The sequence below is a fragment of the Bacillus cytotoxicus NVH 391-98 genome, assembly GCF_000017425.1.
Lineage (GTDB): Bacteria > Bacillota > Bacilli > Bacillales > Bacillaceae_G > Bacillus_A > Bacillus_A cytotoxicus.
The window spans coordinates 2,604,484-2,627,552 of sequence record NC_009674.1 but is presented as its reverse complement, the minus strand read 5'-3'; the positions used below and the strand labels follow the sequence as shown (position 1 = coordinate 2,627,552).

The following is a 23,069-nucleotide window of genomic DNA, read 5'->3' as shown; positions in this document are numbered from 1 at the left end:
GTCGATAGCGAAATGAATTGGTATGAAATGCGTGCGCATGAAGTGGAGGAGAGAACGAATACGAATGTGAAGACAGGCCTTTCAGAACAAGAAGCAGAAGGACGTCTAAAGAAGTTTGGGCCAAATGAGTTACAGGAAGCAAAGCGGCCTTCTGCATTTCTTGTATTTCTAGCTCAGTTTAAAGATTTTATGGTTCTTGTATTGTTTGGAGCGACAATCATTTCTGCCTTTTTGGGAGAATATATCGATTCAATCGCAATTGTCGCAATCGTTATTCTCAATGGAATTCTCGGCTTTTTTCAAGAGAGAAAAGCTGAAAAATCATTGGAGGCATTAAAAGAGTTAGCCGCCCCGCAAGCGACAGTTTTACGAAATGGAAAATGGATAAAAGCACCGTCTAAGGCACTTGTTCTTGGAGATATTATTAGGTTTTCTAGCGGCGATCGTATTGGTGCAGACGTTCGCCTTGTTGAAACATCGAGTTTATATATTGAAGAATCTGCATTAACAGGGGAATCTGTGCCTGTTCAAAAGAAAGTAGAAGCATTAAGTGGGCAAGATGTCGCAATTGGTGATCAAAAAAATATAGCGTTTATGGGAACGATGATTACGAGAGGGTCTGGAATAGGAGTTGTAGTCGCAACGGGTATGAATACAGCTATGGGGCAGATTGCAAATATGTTGCAAAATGCAGAACCGATGGAAACACCTTTACAAAGAAGATTAGAACAACTTGGAAAGATTTTAATTGTTGTTGCGCTTATTTTAACAGCGCTTGTTGTATTGGCTGGTGTATATCAAGGAAATGAAGTCTATCATATGTTTTTAGCGGGAGTGTCGCTTGCCGTTGCAGCAATTCCGGAAGGGTTACCAGCTATTGTTACAGTTGCTTTATCGCTTGGCGTACAGCGCATGATTAAGAAAAAGGCTATTGTACGCAAATTGCCAGCGGTGGAAACGCTAGGGTGTGCTTCGGTGATTTGTTCCGACAAAACAGGGACGATGACGCAAAATAAAATGATGGTAACGCATATGTGGTCAGGTGGTGAATTATGGAAGGTTACTGGGAAAGGATATGAGCCAACAGGATCTTTTATGAAAGGTGAAGAGAAGATTGATCCAGAAAATACAAAATCTTTGTATCAATTATTAACATTTGGCTGTCTATGCAATCATGCCCGAATTGTGAAAAAGAAGAAAGAATATGTGTTAGATGGAGATCCAACAGAAGGAGCTCTTGTTGCAGTAGCTATGAAGGCTGGAATCTCTCGAGAAGCATTAAAAGGGAATTTTGAAATTATTCACGAGTTTCCTTTTGATTCCACTCGTAAGATGATGAGTATCATTGTTCGCGATCGTGATGGCAAGAAGTTTGTCGTGACAAAAGGTGCTCCAGACGTGCTTTTACAAAAGAGTCAAACGATTTTATGGGGGAATAAACAACAGCCTTTCAGTGAGTTGTATCGTAAGGAAGTGCAAGCAGCAATTCATAGCCTTGGAAGTCAAGCACTTAGAACCATTGCTGTTGCTTTTAAACCATTAAAAGTAACAGATCCAATTCATGATGAACAAGAAATAGAGAAAGATTTTATGCTTGTTGGAATTCAAGGAATGATCGATCCACCAAGACCTGAAGTTAAGCAGGCTGTACAGGAATGTAAAGAAGCAGGCATTAAAACCGTAATGATTACAGGGGATCATAAAGTAACAGCAATGGCTATTGCTGAAGAACTAGGGATTTTACCACGGAACGGTCGCGTGATAGAAGGGGTAGAACTTGCGAATATGACAGTAGACGAACTGGAGGATATTGTGGAAGATACGTATGTGTTTGCCCGTGTTTCTCCAGAGCATAAATTAAAAATTGTGAAAGCACTTCAAAATAAAGGACATATTGTAGCGATGACAGGAGATGGAGTAAATGATGCACCAGCTATTAAAGCTGCGGATATTGGAATTTCAATGGGAATGACGGGAACGGATGTGGCAAAAGAAGCCTCTTCTCTTGTATTGTTAGATGATAACTTTGCTACTATTAAAGCAGCTATTAAAGAGGGAAGAAATATATACGAAAACATTCGGAAATTTATTCGATATTTATTAGCATCAAATGTTGGAGAAATTTTAGTGATGTTATTTGCGATGTTGCTTGCGCTACCTCTTCCGATGGTTCCGATTCAAATTTTATGGGTGAATTTAGTAACGGATGGGTTACCAGCGATGGCATTAGGGTTGGATGCTCCTGAAGGGGATGTGATGAAACGAAATCCAAGACATCCGAAAGAAGGAGTATTTGCAAGAGGACTTGCATGGAAAATTGTCAGTCGAGGATTTTTAATTGGAGCAGTTACTTTATTAGCATTTATTATTGCTTATAATCAACATCCGAATGAATTAAAATATGCACAAACAGTAGCATTTGCGACGCTTGTGTTAGCGCAGCTTATTCATGTATTTGACTGTCGTAGTGAACACTCTGTGTTCCACCGAAATCCGTTTGGAAATATATATTTAGTTGGTGCGGTCATTGTTTCCATCCTATTGATGCTTGTGGTCATTTATTATCCGCCATTGCAACCAATCTTTAGTACATTGCCAATTCAAGCAAGAGATTGGCTATTAATTGTAGGGTTATCCTCTATTCCAACATTTTTATTAGTAGGCTCGTTATTGACAGGAAATAACGAGAAAAAGAAAAAGTCATTGTTATATAAGAAAGGGTTAAACTTGAAATAGTCAATGAAATGAAAATGTGATATAATTTACAAAAGGTAGTAGAGTGATATCTCTATTACCTTTTTCATTGAGTTATTTCATGGCTTGGATGTGATAAAGATGATTTCTAGTATGACAGGTTTTGGAAGGGCGAAAGTAGAAAAGGATGCCTTTCAAATTACAGTAGAAATGAAGTCAGTGAACCATCGCTTTTTAGAGATGAACATTCGACTTCCGAAACAAATGATGGTTTTCGAAGATAAAATTCGTAAAATTATTGCGGAGAAAGTTCGACGCGGACGTATTGAAGTGTCTATTAGTATTACTGGGGAAGGACTTGTAGAAAGAAAATTAAGTGTGAATTGGTCGCTTCTCGATCAATATAAATCCATTATGGAAGATGTAAAAATGAAATTTCAATTACAGGATTCTATTACCCTACAACAATTAATGACAATGCCAGAAGTAACGGCGATTGAAGAAGTGGAAAATGTAAATGAACAATTTGAGCATAGTTTATATGAGGCTGTTCGCCAAGCTACGCATATGTTAAAAACAATGAGAGACGGCGAAGGAGAACGATTACATAAAGATATAGCACATCGTTTACAAGAGATTCACAATTGTGTGAATGCAATTATTCCGCACGCACCAATTGTTGTTCAAAGATATCGTGAACGATTAGAAAATCGCTTAAAAGAAATACATAGCCAAGATTTAGAGGAACAACGAGTGCTTACAGAAGTGGCAATGTTTGCAGAGCGCTCGGATATTCATGAAGAATTAGTCAGATTGCAAAGTCACTTAGACCAATTTCGCGAGGCACTCGAACTACAGGAGCCTGTTGGCAGAAAAATGGACTTCATTGTACAGGAAATGCACCGGGAAATTAATACAATTGGTTCTAAGGCAAACGACTTAACGATTTCAAAATATGTCGTGGAAATGAAAAATAACCTTGAAAAAATTCGTGAACAGGTACAAAATATTGAATAGCTGTCAAAAAAGATATAAAGTTATACGTGGTAGAGAAATCGGATAGACTTACGAGGAGGCACAAATTATGGCCATGCGATTTTTAAATATTGGATATGGAAATATCGTATCTGCTCATCGAATTATTGCTATTGTAAGTCCGGAATCAGCTCCTATTAAACGAACGGTACAGGAAGCGCGTGAGCATAATGCACTACTTGATGCTACGTATGGGAGGAAAACAAGGGCGGTTATTGTTATGGATGATGGACATGTTGTACTAAGTCCAATTCAACCAGAAACGATTGCACATCGTTTAAATAATAAAGAAGATTTAAGTGAGGAAGGGTAGGTTTTACATATTTATGAGAAGTAGAAGAGGGTTGCTCATTGTTCTTTCAGGACCTTCGGGCGTTGGAAAAGGAACAGTTCGTAAAGAATTGTTCAGTCATAAAGATACACAATTTCATTACTCTATTTCAGTAACGACTCGTAAACCACGTGAGGGTGAAATAGATGGTATAGATTATTTCTTTAAAGAAAGAGAAGAATTTGAAGAAATGATTCGTAACGACCAGTTACTTGAATGGGCAGAGTTCGTTGGAAATTACTATGGAACGCCGATTGACTATGTTGAAAAGACTTTATCAGAAGGAAAAGATGTATTTCTAGAAATTGAAGTACAAGGAGCAATGCAAGTAAAGAAAGCATTCCCAGAAGGAGTGTTTATCTTCTTAGCACCTCCGAGCCTATCGGAATTGAAAAATAGAATCGTAGGGCGTGGTACGGAGACGGAAGAAGTAATTGCAAATCGTTTAACTGTAGCAAAAGAAGAAATTGAAATGATGGACGCTTATGATTATGTTGTAGAAAACGATAAAGTTGAATTAGCTTGTGAACGAATTAAAGCAATTGTGGTTGGCGAACATTGTCGCCGCGAAAGAGTAGCACAATATTATAAGGAAATGACGGAGGGTATATAATATGTTAAATCCATCAATTGACTCATTACTAAAAAAAATCGACTCTAAGTATACATTAGTAACAGTAGCAGCGAAGCGCGCTCGTGAAATGCAACTAGCGGACGATTGTGCTGTTGAAAAACCAGTTTCTCATAAATTTGTAGGGAAAGCATTAGAAGAAATTGATGCGGAATTATTAAACTACGTGCCAAGCGAAGAGAAAGTATCTGAGTAAGACTTTCTTTTCGACAAATGAAAACATAGACTTTATAATTTTCTATGTAACGGTAACAACCTATTTACAAGTAGGTTGTTATTTTTTTACGATAGGAATTTATAAGGAAATGAAAGAAATATGAAATGATATCATTTGATGAACTGAAATGGTTGTATTTCAGTAGAATAAGTTTGAACAAGAAAGAGGACGAGTTATATGCTAAAAGGGAAAAAAATACTTCTATGTGTAACTGGGGGGATTGCCGTTTTTAAAGCGGCAGCATTAACGAGTAAGTTGACACAAGCAGGAGCGCTTGTAAAGGTTATAATGAGTGAATCGGCGATGAAATTTGTTACACCTCTTACATTTCAAGCACTTTCTCGCCATGATGTATATACAGATACATTTGACGAAAAGGATTGTGCGGTCATCGCTCATATTGATTTAGCTGATTGGGCAGATGTGATATTAGTTGCGCCAGCTACAGCGAATTGTATCGGAAAATTAGCAAATGGGATTGCAGACGATATGATTACTACTACATTATTAGCTACTACAGCACCAGTTTGGATTGCGCCAGCTATGAATGTACACATGTATGAAAATCCAATTGTCCAAAAAAACATGAGGACACTGCGAAATTTAGGATATACATTTATTGAGCCTGGAGAAGGCTTTTTAGCATGCGGCTATGTGGCGAAAGGGCGATTAGAAGAACCTGAAGTCATTATGGCACGATTGGAAGAACAGTTTTCAGCCGGAAAAACATTGCGTGGAAAAAGAATATTAATAACAGCTGGTCCTACTCGTGAAAAGATAGACCCAGTTCGTTTTATGACAAATTTTTCTTCAGGGAAGATGGGCTATGCTATAGCTGAAGCTGCTGCAAATCTTGGAGCGGATGTCATACTTGTTTCGGGACCAACAGCATTAACACCGCCTATAAACGTTACAACGATACAAGTGGAATCGGCACAAGATATGTTGGAGGCCGTATTGCAACATTATTCAGGAATGGATGTTGTCATAAAAACAGCTGCTGTTGCCGATTATCGCCCTAAATTTGTGCATAATCACAAGATGAAAAAACAAGATGGTGATGCTGTCATTGAATTAGAAAGAACAACTGATATTTTAAAAACATTGGGGGAGAGAAAAGAGCATCAATTGCTTGTTGGCTTTGCTGCTGAAACGAAAAATATTGAAGAGTATGCAACGAGAAAATTACGTGAAAAGAATGCTGATCTGATTGTTGCAAATGATGTAAAAGCACAAGGGGCAGGATTTGGTACAGATACAAATATCGTAACCATGTATAGAAAAGATGGGAATGTGATTGAGTTGCCACTTTTATCGAAAAAGGAAGTCGCTTATGAAATATTGAAGCAAATTGAATCGATGTTAGAAGATGATTGTATATGAAATTTGCGAGTGTAATTGTTGATGTGCCGGCCCGTCAAACAGATAGGCCGTTTGACTATATCATTCCTAACAAGTGGGAAGATATTGTGCAAACTGGTATGCGAGTCGTTGTTCCGTTTGGACCGCGAAAGTTACAAGGATTTATTATCGACATAAAGGACTCTGTAGATGTAGAAATTAAAAAATTAAAATCATTACATGAAATATTAGACGTCACACCAGTTCTAAATGAAGAGCTACTAAAGCTTGGCTTTTGGCTTACGGAAGAGACGTTATGCTATACAATTTCTGCTTTTCAAGTGATGCTTCCAACTGCAATTAAAGCTACTTACAAGAAATTGTTACAGCTTCATAATCCGAATGAAGTTTCCGCCGAAATAGATCACTTATTTCAAGGGAAAGATAGAATAGATTGGGAAGAAGTTGCTTCGCAGCCACAGCTATATCGCATGGTGCAAAAAGAAATTACAAACGGTACAGTTGAAGTAATTTATAAAGTAAAGGATAAAGTGCAAAAGAAAAAACAAAGAGTTGTTCAGCCTGAATTACAAGAGGAAGGACTAGAAGCGGCGGCGTTTGAATTGAAAAGTAAAAAACAACAAGATATACTATATTATTTTATGGAAAATTACCACACTGTACCATTAAAAGTATTGAAAGAAGAATTGCAAATAACAGATGCTCCCATTAAATCGCTCGTAAAAAAAGGTTTATTGTCTGAAAAATATATAGAGGTATATCGTAATCCTTATGATGAAGATGATTTTGAGAAGACCAAACCATTTCCATTAACAGATGAACAAAAGCAAGTGATTACACCCATTTTGTCAGCTATTACAAATGAAACTTACAAATCATTTTTACTATATGGAGTCACAGGAAGCGGAAAAACAGAAGTGTATTTACAGTCAATCGCTGCGGTATTAGAAAAAGGAAAAGAAGCGATTGTACTTGTTCCGGAAATTGCCCTAACACCGCAAATGGTAGAGCGTTTCAAAGGGCGATTCGGTTCGCAAGTTGCGGTTCTTCATAGCGCACTTTCTGTTGGAGAAAAATATGATGAGTGGCGGAAAATTTTAAGAAAAGAAGTAAAAGTTGTAGTTGGTGCACGTTCTGCGATTTTTGCTCCATTTGAAAACTTAGGGATTATTATTATTGATGAAGAGCATGAAGCAAGTTATAAGCAAGAGGATAATCCGAGATATCATGCTAGAGATGTTGCAATTTGGAGAGGACGATATCATTGTTGTCCAATCGTGCTTGGTAGTGCCACACCGACACTTGAATCGTTTGCTAGGGCGAAGAAAGGTGTTTACGAGCTGTTAACGATGGAGAAGCGAATGAATGAGCAAGCATTGCCTACGGTAAATATTATAGATATGCGTGAAGAACTTCGCGATGGCAATCGTTCTATGTTCTCTAGAACATTACATGAAAAAATTGCTGATCGGTTAAAGAAAAAGGAACAAATGGTGCTTTTCTTAAATCGCCGCGGACATTCTACATTTGTGATGTGCCGAGATTGTGGTTATGTAGTACAATGTCCTCACTGTGATATATCACTTACGTATCATAAAATGAATTATCGTTTAAAGTGCCACTATTGTAGTTATGAGGAACAGATGCCAACAGCTTGTCCGGCATGTAATAGTTCGCATATTCGTTTTTTTGGTACAGGAACACAAAAGGTGGAAGAAGAATTAACAAAATTATTCCCAGAGGCACGAGTGATTCGAATGGATGTGGATACAACAAGTCGTAAGGGAATGCATGAAAAACTATTAAAAGCATTTGGAGAAGAAAAAGCCGATATCTTACTTGGTACACAAATGATCGCAAAAGGATTAGATTTTCCGAAAGTGACGCTTGTTGGTGTTCTAACAGCTGATACAATGCTTCATTTGCCGGATTTTAGGGCGAGCGAAAAAACGTATCAACTATTAACACAAGTTAGCGGCAGAGCCGGACGTCACGACTTGCCAGGAGAAGTGGTGATTCAAACATATACACCGGAACATTATAGTATAGAGCTGGCAAAAGGCCAAAACTATGATTTATTTTTTGAACAGGAAATGCAAATGAGAAGAATGAGGCAATATCCACCATACTATTATGTCGCACTTGTCACTGTATCGCATCCGGAGTTATTAAAGGCAGTGCAGGTGACAGAAAAAATTGTCGGCTATTTACGGGCAAACTGTTCGCGGCAAACGATGGTCTTAGGTCCAGTTGCGTCGCCGATTCCAAGGATAAAAGATAGATATCGTTATCAATGCATGATAAAATACAAACGGGAACCAAACTTAAAGTACGTACTCAAAATGGTAAATGAACATTATCAAGCAGAAATGCAAAAGGACTTACAAATCTCAATTGATTTTAATCCAACGGTGTTAATGTAACGGAGGGAATTATGGCAGTTTTAGAAATTGTAAAGCATCCAAATGAGGTGCTAGAGACCCCATGTGAACGGGTAATAAACTTTGATAAAAAGTTAGTGATTTTATTGAAAGATATGTATGAGACAATGGTGGCGGCAGATGGCGTCGGCTTAGCTGCTCCACAAGTCGGTGTAAGCTTGCAAGTAGCTGTTATTGATATTGGAGATGATACTGGGAAAATTGAACTCATCAATCCAGTTATTTTAGAAAAACGTGGTGAACAAGTAGGTCCCGAGGGCTGCCTAAGCTTTCCGGGACTTTATGGTGAAGTAGAACGAGCGGAATATATTAAAGTTCGAGCGCAAAATCGTCGCGGGAAGATATTTCTATTAGAAGCAAATGGCTTCTTAGCGCGTGCAATTCAACATGAAATCGATCATTTACATGGTGTATTATTTACATCAAAAGTAACGAGATATTATGAGGAAAATGAATTAGAAGAGAAATAAAAGGAGCGGTCTTTGCATGATAAAAGTAGTATTTATGGGGACACCGGACTTTTCTGTACCGGTGCTTCGTCGTCTTATTGAGGATGGATATGATGTAGTTGGTGTTGTAACACAGCCAGATCGTCCAGTGGGCAGAAAAAAAGTAATGACGCCAACGCCTGTTAAGGTTGAAGCGGAAAAGCACGGTATCCCAGTGTTACAACCTTTAAAAATTCGCGAACAAGATGAATATGAGAAAGTATTGGCGCTAGAGCCTGATTTAATCGTAACAGCTGCGTTCGGGCAAATTATACCAAAGGAAATTTTAGAAGCACCGAAATATGGCTGTATTAATGTACATGCATCATTACTTCCAGAGCTTCGCGGTGGTGCACCAATTCATTATGCCATTATGCAGGGAAAAGAAAAAACAGGTATTACGATTATGTACATGGTTGAAAAATTAGATGCTGGTGATATTTTAACGCAAGTAGAAGTGGAAATTGAAGAACGTGAAACAACAGGGTCATTGTTCGATAAATTGAGTGAAGCTGGAGCACACTTATTATCTAAAACAGTGCCGCTTTTAGTTCAAGGTAAATTAGAACCAATTAAACAGGACGAGGAAAAAGTTACATTTGCCTATAATATTAAGCGGGAACAAGAAAAAATTAATTGGGCGAAAACAGGTGAAGAGGTATACAATCACATTCGTGGATTAAATCCATGGCCGGTTGCATATACAACTTTAGCTGGACAAGTAGTAAAAGTATGGTGGGGAGAAAAAGTTCCTACAGCGAATGATGCCCAGCCGGGAACAATTGTAGAGATTCAAGAGGATGGTTTTATTGTAGTTACTGGAAATGAAACAGGTATTAAGATTACCGAGTTACAGCCAGCTGGTAAAAAACGTATGAGTTCTTCACAATTTTTACGCGGGGCAAAACTGGAGATTGGTATGAAGTTAGGAGAAGATGCATGAGACAAAACGTTCGTGAGTTAGCTCTTGATGGATTAATGCAAGTAGAAAAAAGCGGTGCTTACAGTAACTTGCTATTAAATCATTTGATTGAAAAAAGTACAATTCATAAAAAAGATATCGGTTTATTAACGGAGATTGTGTATGGAACGATTCAACGTCGTGACACATTAGACTATTATTTACAGCCGTTTTTAAGAAAGAAAGTGGATGCATGGGTAAGGGTATTACTTCGCTTATCTTTATATCAAATGCTTTATTTAGACCGAGTTCCAGAACGAGCTGCTATTCATGAAGCAGTTGAAATCGCAAAACGTCGCGGACATAAAGGAATTGCCGGAATGGTGAATGGGGTATTGCGCTCCATTCAACGAGAAGGTGTACCTTCTTTAGATGAGTTGAAAGATCCTGTGGAGCGTCTTGCAATTGCGATGAGTCATCCGACATGGCTTGTACAAGAATGGGTAGCTGCATATGGTTTAGAGACAGCAGAAAAGATGTGTGAAGTAAATATGTTACCACCCGTCCCAACAGCGCGAGTAAATGTTGATAAAATAACAGTAGAAGAAGCGATTGATTTATTAAATCAAGAAGGTGTTGAAGCCAAACGCGGCGATTTATCTGATGATGCAATTCAAATTGAAAAAGGAAATGTAGCTCATACAGAAGCGTTCCAAAAGGGGTTTCTTTCTATTCAAGATGAAAGTTCCATGCTTGTCGCACGAGCTGTAGAACCAAGTAAAGGAGATATGATTCTTGATAGCTGTGCTGCTCCTGGCGGAAAAACAACGCATATGGCAGAACGATTACGAGGAACTGGTAAGGTTATGTCTCTTGATTTACATGATCATAAAGTGCGCTTAATTAAACAACAAGCGAATCGACTTGGTCTGGAGAATGTGGAAACAAAGGCATTGGATGCTAGAAAGGTGCAAGAGCACTTTCAAAATGAAAGTTTCGATAAAATATTAGTTGATGCACCATGCTCTGGATTTGGTGTCATTCGACGTAAACCGGATATTAAATTAGGGAAAGAAAAAGGAGATAGTGAAAGACTGTCGACAATTCAACAAACGATATTAGATAAAGTTGCTCCTCTGTTAAAGACAGGCGGCCGCCTTGTCTATAGTACATGTACAATTGAAAAAATAGAGAATGAACAAGTGGTAGCAAATTTTTTACAAAAGCATCCAGAATTTGAGTGGGATACTACGATGCAAGAACGTATGCCAGAAAAATTACGTCCATATATCAATAAAGGACAAGTGCAAATTTTACCGCATTATTTTGCGACGGATGGCTTTTATATTGCTTGTTTAAGAAAGAAGGTGTAGCATCATGGAAACAACTACAAGAAAACAAAAGAAAGCTTTAGAAACAAAGAAACCATCTATTTACTCTTTACAACTTCATGAAATGCAAGAGTGGTTAAAGGAACAAGGAGAGCCAAAGTTTCGCGCTGGACAAATTTTTGATTGGCTTTACAAAAAACGTGTAAAAAATTATGAGGATATGACAAATCTTTCTAAAGGATTGCGTGAAAAATTGTCGAATTCCTTTGATATTACTACCTTAAATACATTAGTAAAACAAACCTCTTCTGATGGTACGATTAAATTTTTGTTCCAATTATACGATGGATATTCTATTGAAACAGTATTGATGCGACATGAGTATGGAAATTCTATTTGTGTAACAACTCAGGTAGGTTGCCGCATTGGTTGTACGTTCTGTGCGTCAACATTAGGAGGCCTAAAACGAAACCTAGAGGCTGGGGAAATCGTTGCACAAGTAGTAGAAGTACAGCGTGCGCTTGATGAAACAAATGAACGCGTAAGCTCCCTTGTCGTAATGGGAATTGGTGAACCGTTTGACAACTATGACCACTTAATGTCATTCTTGCGCATTGTTAACCATGAAAAGGGAATCAATATTGGAGCACGTCATATGACTGTTTCAACGAGTGGAATTATCCCGAAAATTTATAAGTTTGCCGAAGAAGATTTGCAAATTAACTTTGCGATTTCATTGCACGCTCCTAACACAGAATTGCGTTCAAAATTAATGCCGATTAACCGCGCTTATAAATTACCGGATTTAATGGAAGCTATTAAGTACTATATCAATAGAACAGGGCGCCGTGTTACGTTCGAGTACGGTTTGTTTGGTGGAGAGAACGATCAAGTGGAGCACGCTGAAGAGCTGGCACAACTTTTAAAAGGTGTAAAATGTCATGTGAATTTAATTCCGGTAAACTATGTACCAGAGCGAGACTACGTCAGAACACCACGAGAACAAATTTTCTTATTTGAAAAAACGTTAAAAAATCGTGGTGTGAATGTAACGATTCGCCGTGAACAAGGTCATGATATTGATGCTGCCTGCGGTCAGTTGCGTGCAAAGGAGCGCAAAGAAGAGACGAGGTGACAAAATGAAAGCCGTGTTTCTATCGGATAAAGGGAAGGTGCGTCAACACAATGAAGATAGTGCGGGGGTTTTTCACAATTTAGATGGAGATATTTTAGCTGTAGTAGCTGATGGAATGGGAGGTCATCGAGCTGGGGATGTCGCTAGCTCGATGGCTATTCAGCTATTCCACGATTATTGGAAACAAACATATAATATGAATGAGCCGAAAAAAATAGAAGAATGGTTACATAACAACGTTGAAATGATTAACGAACGCATTTATGAATACTCGAAGCAACATGTAGAGTGCAGCGGTATGGGAACAACGATTATTGCAGCGATATGTACAAAAGGTTTCGTTACGATTGGACATATTGGAGATAGTCGTTGTTATATGATATCTGATGGAGAAATGTCGCTTGTGACAGAGGATCATTCCCTTGTAAATGAACTGGTTAGACATGGTGAAATTTCAAAAGAAGATGCGGAATATCATCCGAAAAAAAATGTGCTTTTGCGTGCGCTTGGAACAGAAGAAAAGGTCGGATTAGACGTTAAAACATTGGTGCTGGAAGAGAACGATCAATTGCTTCTTTGCTCTGATGGATTATCAAATAAAGTTGCCATAAATGACATGCAAAGGATTTTGCAATTAAATGAACAACTTGAGACAAAGGGAGAACATCTGATTCAATTGGCGAATGATCGTGGCGGAGAAGATAACATTACCCTTGTCATTGTTGATTATGCGGATTCGGCAAACGAAAGTAGGTGAATTACAACGTGCTGATTGGAAAACGCCTAAACGACCGTTATAAGCTACTGGAAATGATTGGTGGCGGAGGAATGGCCAATGTATATTTAGCTCATGATGATATACTAGGTCGGGATGTAGCGGTAAAAATCTTAAGACTCGATTATGCGAATAATGAAGAGTTTATTAAACGTTTCCATAGAGAAGCGCAATCTGTTACAACGTTGTCGCATCCAAATATTGTGAATATGTATGATGTTGGGGAAGAAGATGGGATTTATTATCTTGTTATGGAATATGTACCTGGACAAACATTAAAGCAATACATAAATCAGCGTGGAATGTTATCGATAGCTGAAGCACTTGATATTATGGAGCAATTAACAGCTGCAATGGCACATGCGCATCATTTTGAAATTGTTCATCGAGATATTAAACCACATAATATTCTTATTCGAAATGATGGAATTGTGAAAGTTACAGATTTTGGAATTGCGACAGCTACAAGTGCAACCACGATAACGCATACGAACTCTGTACTTGGATCTGTACATTATTTGTCTCCAGAACAGGCACGCGGAGGAATAGCTAATAAACAATCGGATATTTATTCACTTGGGATTGTTATGTTTGAATTGCTAACGGGCCGACAACCATTTTCAGGAGAATCTGCTGTTGCTATAGCTTTAAAACATTTGCAAAATGAAACACCGTCTCCAAAACGTTGGAATCCAGAGATTCCGCAAAGTGTAGAAAATATTATTTTAAAAGCAACTGCAAAAGATCCTTTTCATCGATATCAGTCTGCAAATGCAATGAAAAGAGACATTGAAACAGCTTTATATCCAGAACGCATTAACGAGCAACCGTTTTATATTCCAGAAGATATAGAAGCAACAAAAGCAATTCCAATTATTCAACAAGAACAACTATTTGGAAATGCAGGCGAGGAAACTATTGTATTACATGGAAATAAAGGAGAAGAGCACACAAAAGAAGAAGTGCAACCAAAGTTAGAAAAAAAACGAAGTAACAAATGGTTAAAGGTATTAATTACAACGTTTTTATTCTTAGCAATTGGTATCACGTTAGCACTTACGGTAATTCCGGGATTTTTTATACCGAAAGATGTGAAAATTCCCGATGTGGCTGGTATGAAGTATGAGTCTGCTGTTACGGCTCTTGTTGAGAAAGGATTTGAAGTGGCTGAACCGAATATTGTTTATACAGATGATGTTGAAGAAGGAAGAGTCATTAAAACAAATCCAGCAGCGGGAAGAGTTGTAAAGGAAAACACTAAGATTACGATCTATCAATCCGGTGGAAAGAAAAAAAGCAAAATGGATAATTTAGTTGGAAAAGATTATGAAAGTTTGAAGGATGAATGGGAAGGGAAATATAAAATAATTATTCCATCTTATATGGAAAGCGAGAAACCAAAAGGACAGATTATCGACCAAAGTCCAGCTCCAAATCAAATGATTGTGGAATCGGAACAAGAAGTGAAAGTTTGGGTGAGTAAAGGACCTTATCAAATTAGGCTTGGGGATTTTTCTGGTTGGACGGAAAACTATGTGAATAGTTATTTAAATGAAAATAAACTTGTATCGCATATAAAAAGAGAATATTCGGATACAGTGGAGAAAGGTCTCGTAATTTCTCAATCACCAAAACCAGGAACACCGTTAAAAGCTGGAGATAAAGTATTTGTGACGATTTCAGATGGTCCGAAACCAAAAGTAACGAAGACTGTAAAAGTAGATAATATTTCACTGCCATATGAAGCTCCTGTAATAGGTGAGAAAAAGCCACAAACAATCGAAATTTATAAAGAAGATATGCAACATAAAATGGACAAGCCGATTGAAACGCGAACGATCACAGAATCGGCCACTATTTCTTTAGAATTTGTCATTCAAGAAGGAACGAAAGGACGTTATAAGATTGTTCGAGATGGCACAACAATTATAGATAAAGAAGTGCCGTATCCAACTGAATAACACGAAATTTCTTTTTGTGAATTCCATCTCCTAGTATAGAAGGAGATGGAATTCGTTACACTTTCCTGTTAAGCCTGTTTATATGGTAGACAGTATAACGAGAAAGGTGTTACCCTTTAAGATGGAAAATAATAAAATGAGAGTAAATTGAGTAGTGGTTATTCGTATATACATTACATATCGACTATGATAAAAGAGGGTCATTATGGTGAACTAGACAGTAGTGATAAAAGCTTGATGCTATATAAATAAAGGAGAATTGTATGCCAGAGGGAAAAATTATTAAGGCTTTAAGCGGTTTTTATTATGTGCAACATGAAGAAGGCATTACACAATGCCGTGGTCGTGGTGTATTCAGAAAGAATAAAATCACACCGCTTGTAGGAGATCAAGTAGTTTTTCAAGCAGAGAATCAAAACGAAGGTTACGTTCTGGAAGTATTTGAACGGAAAAATGAACTTGTTAGACCTCCTATCGCGAATGTTGATCAAGCGATTCTTGTGTTTTCTGCGGTTGAACCAGATTTCAATCCAGGTCTGCTTGATCGTTTTCTAGTATTGATTGAATATCATAACATTAAGCCGATCATTTGTATTAGTAAAATGGATTTAGTAGATGAGCCAATGAGAAAAATGGTTGAATCTTATGCAAATGATTACCGCGAAATGGGATATGCTGTATTATTTACTTCTGTTCATGCAGCAGAGAGTATTGAAATCTTAAAACCATTTCTTGAAGAATGTGTTTCAGTTGTTGCGGGACAATCTGGCGTTGGGAAATCATCTATGTTAAATGTATTGAGACCAGATTTGGAGCTGAAAACAAATGATATTTCTTCGCATTTAGGTCGGGGGAAACATACGACGAGGCATGTAGAATTAATTTCGATTGGAAGTGGACTGGTAGCAGATACACCGGGATTTAGTTCTCTTGATTTTATCGATATTGAAGTGGAAGACTTGACATTTTGTTTTCCAGAGTTGAAAGAAGAGAGTCAATATTGTAAATTTAGAGGGTGTACACATCTTTCAGAACCGAAATGCGCGGTGAAAGCTGCGGTTGAGGAAGGAAGGATTGCTGATTACCGTTATGAACATTATAAACAATTTGTAGAAGAAATTAGAGAAAGAAAGCCGAGGTATTAGTCATGATTAAAATTGCACCATCGATTTTATCAGCAGATTTTTCAAAATTAGGGGAAGAAATTAAAGATGTAGAAAAAGGGGGAGCGGATTATATTCATGTTGATGTAATGGATGGACATTTTGTTCCAAATATTACGATTGGTCCGCTAATTGTAGAGGCAATTCGTCCGATTACATCTTTACCGCTAGATGTACACTTAATGATTGAAAACCCAGATCATTATATTCCTACTTTTGCAAAAGCGGGAGCAGATATTATTACTGTTCACGTAGAAGCATGTCCACATCTACATCGCACGATTCAGTTAATTAAATCGCATGGTATTAAAGCTGGGGTTGTTTTAAATCCACATACACCAGTTTCTATCATTGAACATGTATTGGAAGATATTGATATGGTATTGCTTATGACAGTAAATCCAGGTTTTGGTGGACAGAAGTTTATCCATTCTGTTTTACCAAAAATTAAACAAGTATCAGAAATGATAAAGGAGCGTAATTTACAAGTAGAAATTGAAGTTGATGGTGGTGTAAATGCAGAAACCGCAAGACTTTGTATCGAAGCGGGTGCAAATGTGCTTGTAGCTGGTTCAGCAGTATATAATCAAAAAGACCGCGGCGAAGCAATTCGAGTGATTCGCGGATAAGAAATGCGTATTAGAAATGTATAAAGACCTGTTAGAACGGGATCACACAAAAAAGCAATCTACCGACTGGCAGATTGCTTTTTTTTGATAGAAGGGGACGAAAAAATGATTATTCATATTTTAGCAGGAGGACCTGAAGAACATTGTGCGGATTTTTCTTTATATGAAAATGACGAGGTAGTGTGGGCAGCAGTTGACCGTGGGGTGTATCGCTTATTAAAACGAGGAATTGTTCCGGCTGTTGCGTTTGGTGATTATGATTCGGTGACCGATGATGAGTTGGCTTGGATGCAAAAACAGACAGATGATTTACATATTGTTCCGAAGGAAAAAGATCAAACGGATTTAGAAATTGCTATTCGGTGGGCTTTAAATCAAAATCCGAAGTTCATTCGCATTTTTGGTGCTACTGGCGGGAGACTTGATCATGGTTTAGCTAATATACAAATGCTTTTGAAAGGTTTAGAAAAAGAAATAGATATGTATATTGTGGATCGAAAAAATGAAATATGTGTAAAGAGTGTAGGAGCATATGATATTGAAGAAAATAAGCAGTTTCCATATGTTTCTTTTGTACCAGTTACAAAGATTGTAAAAGGGATTACACTTCGCGGTTTTAAATATCCTTTAACAAATAGAACCATTGAATGGGGATCGACGCTTTGCATTAGTAATGAACTTGCCAATGAAAAAGGTACTTTTTCATTTACTTCTGGCATATTAATGATGATAAGAAGCACTGATTAAAGAAACAAATTTGCTCCTAGCATCATATAGTAAACAAGTGGAGTAATGGGGATTAGGAGGGAAACCATGAGATTTTATACAATTAAGTTACCTAAATTTCTTGGTGGAATTGTTCGCGCGGTGTTAAATACCTTTAAAAAGGACTAAAAAAGCACCTTTTACCGGTGCTTTTTTCATGGTAATAATAAAAAAAAGAGCCAAGTGGCTCTTTTTTTATTATTAAACACGTTCGATTTTGCCAGATTTTAATGCTCTAGCAGAAACGTAAACACGTTGAACTTTACCGTTGATGCGTACGCGAACTTTTTGAAGGTTAGCGCCCCATTTACGTTTTGTAGCGTTCATTGCGTGAGAACGAGAGTTACCAGAACGAGCTTTTCTTCCAGTGATAGCACAAACACGAGCCATGTATATTTCCCTCCTTAACTACCTTACCATACGTAATTTTTCAATGTTAGTCTTTTATGCGATGCTAAAAACACTACTATAATTTAACACAACTAAAAACAGAATGCAACCGTGTATAACAAAGAAATCAAGAAAAATTACTTGACACTAAATACCAGTAGGAAAAAGAAGGGAACAAGAAAAATCTCTTGACATATTATAGTAGTACATGTTGTATAATAACAATGGACTATTTTGCTCATCATAGAAAAGCACGATATGCTGAAATTATGAGAGTGAACAGAAAGAACGATGGAATTTTCTTTGAAAAGATTATATGATAGTAATTAAAGTAGTCTAGCTCACTTTCACCATTTATGAAGGGGGAAAAGAGATGTCAATTGAAATTAAAACGAAGTACGGTCAAATTGATATTAGTACAGATGTAATTGCAACAATTGCTGGGGGTGCCGCGGTAGATTGCTACGGCATCGTAGGTATGGCTTCAAAAAATCAATTGAAAGATGGATTAACAGATATTTTACGAAAAGAAAACTTTACTCGAGGCGTTATTGTTCGTAAAGAAGATGATGAAGTACATATTGATATGTATATTATTGTGAGCTATGGTACAAAAATTTCAGAAGTAGCACATAACGTCCAAACGAAAGTAAAATATACATTAGATCAAACAGTAGGACTAGCCGTAGATTCTGTAAACATCTACGTACAAGGAGTTAAAGTAATAAACTTGTAATGTGCATTAAGGAGGAAAATCTGTGTCAATTCAAATAATTGATGGAAAACGTTTATCTCAAATGATTATTCAAGGAGCGAATAATTTAACTAACAATGTTAAGCTTGTTGACGCATTGAACGTTTTTCCAGTTCCAGATGGCGATACTGGTACAAATATGAATTTATCAATGACTTCAGGGGCTCGTGAAGTTAAGGCAAATCCTTCACAGCATGCAGGTAAAGTCGGTGTAAGTTTAGCAAAAGGATTATTAATGGGAGCGCGCGGTAATTCAGGTGTTATTTTATCTCAATTATTCCGTGGTTTTTCTAAATCCATTGAGCAAAAAGAAACATTAACAACAGTTGATTTTGCGGCAGCTTTAGAAACTGGTGTAGAAACAGCATATAAAGCAGTTATGAAACCGATTGAAGGAACGATTTTAACAGTTGCAAGAGAAACGGCTAAATATGCAGTCACAGTTGCGAAAAAACAGCGTGACTTTGTTTTGTTTATGGAGGACGTTGTAAAAGAAGCGAATGCATCGTTAAATCGTACGCCAGATTTATTACCTGTATTAAAACAAGTTGGCGTTGTAGATAGCGGTGGTAAAGGTCTTGTTGTTGTATATGAAGGCTTTTTGGCAGAATTAAAAGGAGAAACAATTGCTTCTGATGAGCCAACGCAGCCACCTATGAATGAAATGGTACGTGCAGAACATCACCGTAGTGTACAAAGCCAATTGAATACAGAAGATATTAAGTATGGTTATTGTACGGAGTTTATGGTGAAATTAGATGCAGAGAAGGCTAAGGAACATAATTTCTCTGAACAAAAATTCCGTGAAGATATTAGTGTATATGGAGATTCGTTATTAGTTGTATCAGATGATGAAATCGTAAAAGTACATATTCATGTAGAACATCCTGGTGATGCAATGAACTATGGACAACGCTACGGTAGTTTAATTAATATTAAAGTAGAAAATATGCGTGAACAGCATACTGCGTTATTAGATGAACCGGCACCGACACATGAAAAAGTGAGCGCAACAAAGGAAAAACAACCATATGGTATTGTAACTGTAGCGATGGGATCAGGTATTAAAACATTATTTGAAAGCATTGGTGCAACTCAAGTAATCGAAGGTGGCCAAACGATGAATCCTAGCACAGAGGATATCGTAAAGGCAATTGAAGAAGCAAATGCTGAGAAAATCATTATTTTACCGAACAATGGTAATATTGTGATGGCAGCAGAACAAGCGGCTTCTGTTGTGGATCAAGAAGTTCTTGTTGTTCGCTCAAAAACAGTTCCTCAAGGAATGGCTGCAATGCTAGCATTTAATCCAGCTTGTACTTTAGAGGAAAATGAAGAGAACATGAAGGAAGCATTATCTCATGTGAAAACAGGTCAAATTACGTATGCAGTTCGCGATACAGAAATTGACGGTGTAGCGATTCAAAAAGATGACTTCATGTGTATTGCAGATGGGAAAATTGTATCTACTAATCCTCAAAAAGTAGGGGCAGCGAAGCAATTGTTAGAAAGTATGATTGATGAAGACTCTGAAATCGTAACAATCTTGCAAGGTGAAGATACAACAGCAGAAGAAGTTGCAGAAGTCGTTGCATTTGTAGAAGAGAAATTTGAAGATGTAGAGGTTGAGGTACATCAAGGAAATCAACCTGTATATTCTTTCATAGTTTCTGTAGAGTAAGATTTGCTAATGAACAAGAATGAATGATATGTAAAGTATCTATCGTTCTTATTCAAAAGGCTAGTATATGATGAATGAAGAAGAGCCTTGCTGGTATAGTAGGGCTCTTTTTCGTTCGATTCTGTAAGAGTGGTTTCTTTTGGAATGCCTATGATACAATAGAAAGTGTGGAAGCGAGCGATTGCAACGTAAAATAAATTTGGATACTTGCAATCTTAATGCGAAAAATTGACAAGGGTAAGCAGAATGAACGAAGAAAATGATGTGACGGAGTGTGGAGATTTTGAATGAAGTTGTGCAAGTTCCTGTTACGGATGTAAAAGGAATCGGGACAGAAACATCTGAGCTATTACATGAGATGGGAATTTATACAGTCGCGCATCTATTAGAGCATTTTCCATACCGCTATGAAGATTATGCAATGAAAGATTTAGCGGATGTAAAGCATGAAGAACGTGTGACCGTTGAAGGGAAAATTCATAGTGCTCCTATCCTACAATACTATGGGAAGAAAAAATCTCGACTGACTGTTCGCGTGCTCGTTGGTCGTTATTTAATTACTGCTGTATGTTTTAATAGGCCTTATTATAAGCAAAAACTAAAGCTTGATGAAGTAGTTACCATTACTGGTAAATGGGATCAGCATCGTCAAACGATTTCTGTGTCCGAATTACACTTCGGGCCATTTGTACGGAAGCAAGAAATAGAGCCGGTATATTCGGTAAAAGGAAAATTAACGGTGAAGCAAATGAGACGCTTTATCGCACAAGCTTTGAAAGAATATGGAAATGCTATAGTTGAGTTGTTACCAAATGGCTTACTTGGCCGATATAAGTTATTACCGCGTTATGAAGCACTTCGAGCGCTTCATTTTCCGGTTAATCAAGAAGATTTAAAACAAGCTCGTCGGCGGTTTGTATATGAGGAATTTTTCTTGTTTCAGTTGAAAATGCAAGCTCTTCGCAAAATAGAAAGAGAAAATTCACAAGGAACGAAGAAAGATGTTTCAGTGGAAGAATTAAAAGAATTTATTGATGCGCTTCCATTTCCTCTTACAGGGGCGCAGCAGCGTGTTATTGCTGAAATTTTAAAAGACATGCGATCTCCGTATCGTATGAATCGCTTATTACAAGGTGACGTTGGGTCAGGGAAGACAGTTGTTGCTGCGATTGCTTTATATGCTGCTAAACTTGCTCATTATCAAGGCGCTTTAATGGTTCCTACTGAAATCTTAGCTGAACAACATTTTCAGTCATTGACAGAAATTTTCTCGCATTTTCATTTGAGTGTGGAATTATTAACAAGTTCAGTGAAAGGGGCGCGTCGCCGAGAAATTTTAGCAAAATTAGAACAAGGTGAAATTGATATTCTTGTTGGGACACATGCTTTAATTCAAGATGAGGTTATTTTCCATAAACTCGGATTGGTTATTACGGATGAACAACATCGGTTTGGAGTAGCGCAGCGTCGCGTATTGCGCGAAAAAGGAGAAAGTCCGGATGTTTTGTTTATGACGGCGACTCCTATTCCTCGAACATTAGCGATAACTGCTTTTGGAGAGATGGACGTTTCGATTATTGATGAAATGCCAGCTGGTCGTAAAGTGATTGAAACATATTGGACAAAGCATGATATGTTAGATCGCGTCTTAAATTTTGTTGCGAAAGAAGTAAAAAAAGGAAGACAAGCATATGTGATTTGTCCGCTAATTGAAGAGTCTGAGAAACTTGATGTGCAAAATGCAATTGATTTGCATAGTATGTTAACGCATCATTATCAAGGGGAATTTCAGGTTGGGTTAATGCATGGACGTTTATCTGCTCAAGAAAAAGAAGAAGTGATGGAACAATTTAGTGAAAATAAAGTACAAATCCTTGTTTCAACGACAGTAGTTGAAGTTGGTGTGAACGTACCGAATGCAACAGTTATGGTCATTTATGATGCCGAGCGTTTCGGGTTATCGCAGCTTCATCAGTTACGAGGGCGCGTTGGACGCGGAAGTGAACAATCTTACTGTTTGCTAATTGCAGATCCGAAATCAGAAACAGGACAAGAACGGATGCGCATTATGACTGAAACAAATGATGGATTTGTATTGTCAGAAAAGGACTTAGAATTACGTGGGCCTGGAGATTTTTTTGGAAGTAAGCAAAGTGGTCTACCAGAGTTTAAGGTGGCTGACATAGTACATGATTATCGGGCGTTAGAAACAGCAAGGCAGGATGCTGCGCTCCTTGTAGAATCGGAAGCGTTTTGGCATAACGAGCAGTATGTAGCATTACGCATGTATTTAGAAGAAACAGGTGTTTTTCAAGGTGAAAAGCTCGATTAAGAGAGAATGTGAAAGTTTTTGTTGCATTCTACTTTTAATGATTATATACTACT

General features: G+C 37.6%; 21 protein-coding genes. 20 read left to right on the top strand and 1 reads right to left on the bottom strand.

The genetic code is table 11. The features are described 5' to 3' along the window. Positions 1-12: 12 nt before the first annotated feature. The 17 genes from BCER98_RS12795 (at position 13) to spoVM (ending at position 17,988) form a co-directional block, all read left to right on the top strand. Positions 13-2,736, top strand: a complete 2,724-nt coding sequence (locus BCER98_RS12795; RefSeq protein ID WP_012094969.1) for a calcium-translocating P-type ATPase, SERCA-type — start codon at positions 13-15, stop codon at positions 2,734-2,736. 99 nt (positions 2,737-2,835) lie between these two features. Continuing rightward, positions 2,836-3,711 (top strand): YicC/YloC family endoribonuclease, encoded by an 876-nt coding sequence (locus BCER98_RS12790; protein ID WP_012094968.1) that lies wholly within the window; start codon positions 2,836-2,838, stop codon positions 3,709-3,711. Positions 3,712-3,778: 67 nt separating this feature from the next. Then, a complete protein-coding gene (remA, locus tag BCER98_RS12785; RefSeq protein ID WP_001251456.1) occupies positions 3,779-4,042 on the top strand; it encodes an extracellular matrix/biofilm regulator RemA in 264 nt (87 codons plus the stop codon). Positions 4,043-4,055: 13 nt separating this feature from the next. Continuing rightward, complete coding sequence (gmk, locus tag BCER98_RS12780) at positions 4,056-4,673, top strand: guanylate kinase (protein ID WP_012094967.1); 618 nt, start codon at positions 4,056-4,058, stop codon at positions 4,671-4,673. A 1-nt stretch (position 4,674) separates the two neighbouring features. Continuing rightward, positions 4,675-4,887 carry a DNA-directed RNA polymerase subunit omega gene (gene rpoZ, locus BCER98_RS12775; protein ID WP_012094966.1) on the top strand — a complete coding sequence of 71 codons (213 nt, stop codon included), beginning with the start codon at positions 4,675-4,677 and terminating at the stop codon, positions 4,885-4,887. A 198-nt stretch (positions 4,888-5,085) separates the two neighbouring features. Continuing rightward, positions 5,086-6,291, top strand: coding sequence for a bifunctional phosphopantothenoylcysteine decarboxylase/phosphopantothenate--cysteine ligase CoaBC (gene coaBC, locus BCER98_RS12770; RefSeq protein ID WP_012094965.1), 1,206 nt, complete (start codon positions 5,086-5,088; stop codon positions 6,289-6,291). Then, entirely contained in the window at positions 6,288-8,693 is a 2,406-nt protein-coding gene (priA, locus tag BCER98_RS12765) for a primosomal protein N' (RefSeq protein WP_012094963.1), read from the top strand. Before coaBC ends, priA begins: the two co-directional genes overlap by 4 nt. 11 nt (positions 8,694-8,704) lie before the next feature. Further along, positions 8,705-9,181, top strand: a complete 477-nt coding sequence (gene def / locus BCER98_RS12760) for a peptide deformylase (RefSeq protein WP_012094962.1) — start codon at positions 8,705-8,707, stop codon at positions 9,179-9,181. A gap of 16 nt (positions 9,182-9,197) precedes the next feature. After that, positions 9,198-10,142 carry a methionyl-tRNA formyltransferase gene (fmt, locus tag BCER98_RS12755; RefSeq protein ID WP_012094961.1) on the top strand — a complete coding sequence of 315 codons (945 nt, stop codon included), beginning with the start codon at positions 9,198-9,200 and terminating at the stop codon, positions 10,140-10,142. Continuing rightward, entirely contained in the window at positions 10,139-11,473 is a 1,335-nt protein-coding gene (gene rsmB / locus BCER98_RS12750; protein WP_012094960.1) for a 16S rRNA (cytosine(967)-C(5))-methyltransferase RsmB, read from the top strand. Before fmt ends, rsmB begins: the two co-directional genes overlap by 4 nt. A gap of 4 nt (positions 11,474-11,477) precedes the next feature. Beyond that, positions 11,478-12,566, top strand: a complete 1,089-nt coding sequence (gene rlmN / locus BCER98_RS12745; RefSeq protein ID WP_012094959.1) for a 23S rRNA (adenine(2503)-C(2))-methyltransferase RlmN — start codon at positions 11,478-11,480, stop codon at positions 12,564-12,566. Between the two features lie 4 nt (positions 12,567-12,570). Continuing rightward, positions 12,571-13,323, top strand: coding sequence for a Stp1/IreP family PP2C-type Ser/Thr phosphatase (locus tag BCER98_RS12740; RefSeq protein ID WP_012094958.1), 753 nt, complete (start codon positions 12,571-12,573; stop codon positions 13,321-13,323). A gap of 8 nt (positions 13,324-13,331) precedes the next feature. Then, positions 13,332-15,302 carry a Stk1 family PASTA domain-containing Ser/Thr kinase gene (pknB, locus tag BCER98_RS12735; protein ID WP_012094956.1) on the top strand — a complete coding sequence of 657 codons (1,971 nt, stop codon included), beginning with the start codon at positions 13,332-13,334 and terminating at the stop codon, positions 15,300-15,302. Positions 15,303-15,565: 263 nt separating this feature from the next. Continuing rightward, positions 15,566-16,447: a ribosome small subunit-dependent GTPase A gene (rsgA, locus tag BCER98_RS12730; RefSeq protein WP_012094955.1), complete on the top strand. Its 882-nt coding sequence runs from the start codon at positions 15,566-15,568 to the stop codon at positions 16,445-16,447. A gap of 2 nt (positions 16,448-16,449) precedes the next feature. Further along, positions 16,450-17,094, top strand: coding sequence for a ribulose-phosphate 3-epimerase (rpe, locus tag BCER98_RS12725; protein ID WP_012094954.1), 645 nt, complete (start codon positions 16,450-16,452; stop codon positions 17,092-17,094). 105 nt (positions 17,095-17,199) lie between these two features. Next, positions 17,200-17,841, top strand: a complete 642-nt coding sequence (locus tag BCER98_RS12720; RefSeq protein WP_012094953.1) for a thiamine diphosphokinase — start codon at positions 17,200-17,202, stop codon at positions 17,839-17,841. A gap of 66 nt (positions 17,842-17,907) precedes the next feature. After that, on the top strand, positions 17,908-17,988 hold the full coding sequence (spoVM, locus tag BCER98_RS12715; protein ID WP_001213600.1) for a stage V sporulation protein SpoVM: 81 nt from the start codon (positions 17,908-17,910) through the stop codon (positions 17,986-17,988). A 72-nt stretch (positions 17,989-18,060) separates the two neighbouring features. Here the strand turns inward: spoVM and rpmB are convergent, their stop codons facing one another. After that, the gene (rpmB, locus tag BCER98_RS12710; RefSeq protein WP_012094952.1) at positions 18,061-18,249 is read right to left on the bottom strand and encodes a 50S ribosomal protein L28; all 189 of its coding nucleotides are present in this window, start codon (positions 18,247-18,249) and stop codon (positions 18,061-18,063) included. Between the two features lie 373 nt (positions 18,250-18,622). Between rpmB and BCER98_RS12705 the strand changes: the two genes are divergently transcribed. The 3 genes from BCER98_RS12705 (at position 18,623) to recG (ending at position 23,016) form a co-directional block, all read left to right on the top strand. Beyond that, on the top strand, positions 18,623-18,985 hold the full coding sequence (locus tag BCER98_RS12705; RefSeq protein ID WP_012094951.1) for an Asp23/Gls24 family envelope stress response protein: 363 nt from the start codon (positions 18,623-18,625) through the stop codon (positions 18,983-18,985). Between the two features lie 22 nt (positions 18,986-19,007). Beyond that, complete coding sequence (locus BCER98_RS12700) at positions 19,008-20,684, top strand: DAK2 domain-containing protein (protein ID WP_012094950.1); 1,677 nt, start codon at positions 19,008-19,010, stop codon at positions 20,682-20,684. Positions 20,685-20,967: 283 nt separating this feature from the next. After that, positions 20,968-23,016, top strand: coding sequence for an ATP-dependent DNA helicase RecG (gene recG / locus BCER98_RS12695; protein WP_012094949.1), 2,049 nt, complete (start codon positions 20,968-20,970; stop codon positions 23,014-23,016). Positions 23,017-23,069: the final 53 nt, after the last annotated feature.

Excerpts from the sequence above, each read along its gene's own strand:
- BCER98_RS12795 (WP_012094969.1), top strand. The coding sequence starts at position 13 with ATGAATTGGTATGAAATGCGTGCGCATGAAGTGGAGGAGAGAACGAAT.
- BCER98_RS12790 (WP_012094968.1), top strand. The coding sequence starts at position 2,836 with ATGATTTCTAGTATGACAGGTTTTGGAAGGGCGAAAGTAGAAAAGGAT.
- remA (WP_001251456.1), top strand. The coding sequence starts at position 3,779 with ATGGCCATGCGATTTTTAAATATTGGATATGGAAATATCGTATCTGCT.
- gmk (WP_012094967.1), top strand. The coding sequence starts at position 4,056 with ATGAGAAGTAGAAGAGGGTTGCTCATTGTTCTTTCAGGACCTTCGGGC.
- rpoZ (WP_012094966.1), top strand. The coding sequence starts at position 4,675 with ATGTTAAATCCATCAATTGACTCATTACTAAAAAAAATCGACTCTAAG.
- coaBC (WP_012094965.1), top strand. The coding sequence starts at position 5,086 with ATGCTAAAAGGGAAAAAAATACTTCTATGTGTAACTGGGGGGATTGCC.
- priA (WP_012094963.1), top strand. The coding sequence starts at position 6,288 with ATGAAATTTGCGAGTGTAATTGTTGATGTGCCGGCCCGTCAAACAGAT.
- def (WP_012094962.1), top strand. The coding sequence starts at position 8,705 with ATGGCAGTTTTAGAAATTGTAAAGCATCCAAATGAGGTGCTAGAGACC.
- fmt (WP_012094961.1), top strand. The coding sequence starts at position 9,198 with ATGATAAAAGTAGTATTTATGGGGACACCGGACTTTTCTGTACCGGTG.
- rsmB (WP_012094960.1), top strand. The coding sequence starts at position 10,139 with ATGAGACAAAACGTTCGTGAGTTAGCTCTTGATGGATTAATGCAAGTA.
- rlmN (WP_012094959.1), top strand. The coding sequence starts at position 11,478 with ATGGAAACAACTACAAGAAAACAAAAGAAAGCTTTAGAAACAAAGAAA.
- BCER98_RS12740 (WP_012094958.1), top strand. The coding sequence starts at position 12,571 with ATGAAAGCCGTGTTTCTATCGGATAAAGGGAAGGTGCGTCAACACAAT.
- rsgA (WP_012094955.1), top strand. The coding sequence starts at position 15,566 with ATGCCAGAGGGAAAAATTATTAAGGCTTTAAGCGGTTTTTATTATGTG.
- rpe (WP_012094954.1), top strand. The coding sequence starts at position 16,450 with ATGATTAAAATTGCACCATCGATTTTATCAGCAGATTTTTCAAAATTA.
- BCER98_RS12720 (WP_012094953.1), top strand. The coding sequence starts at position 17,200 with ATGATTATTCATATTTTAGCAGGAGGACCTGAAGAACATTGTGCGGAT.
- spoVM (WP_001213600.1), top strand. The coding sequence starts at position 17,908 with ATGAGATTTTATACAATTAAGTTACCTAAATTTCTTGGTGGAATTGTT.
- rpmB (WP_012094952.1), bottom strand. The coding sequence starts at position 18,249 with ATGGCTCGTGTTTGTGCTATCACTGGAAGAAAAGCTCGTTCTGGTAAC.
- BCER98_RS12705 (WP_012094951.1), top strand. The coding sequence starts at position 18,623 with ATGTCAATTGAAATTAAAACGAAGTACGGTCAAATTGATATTAGTACA.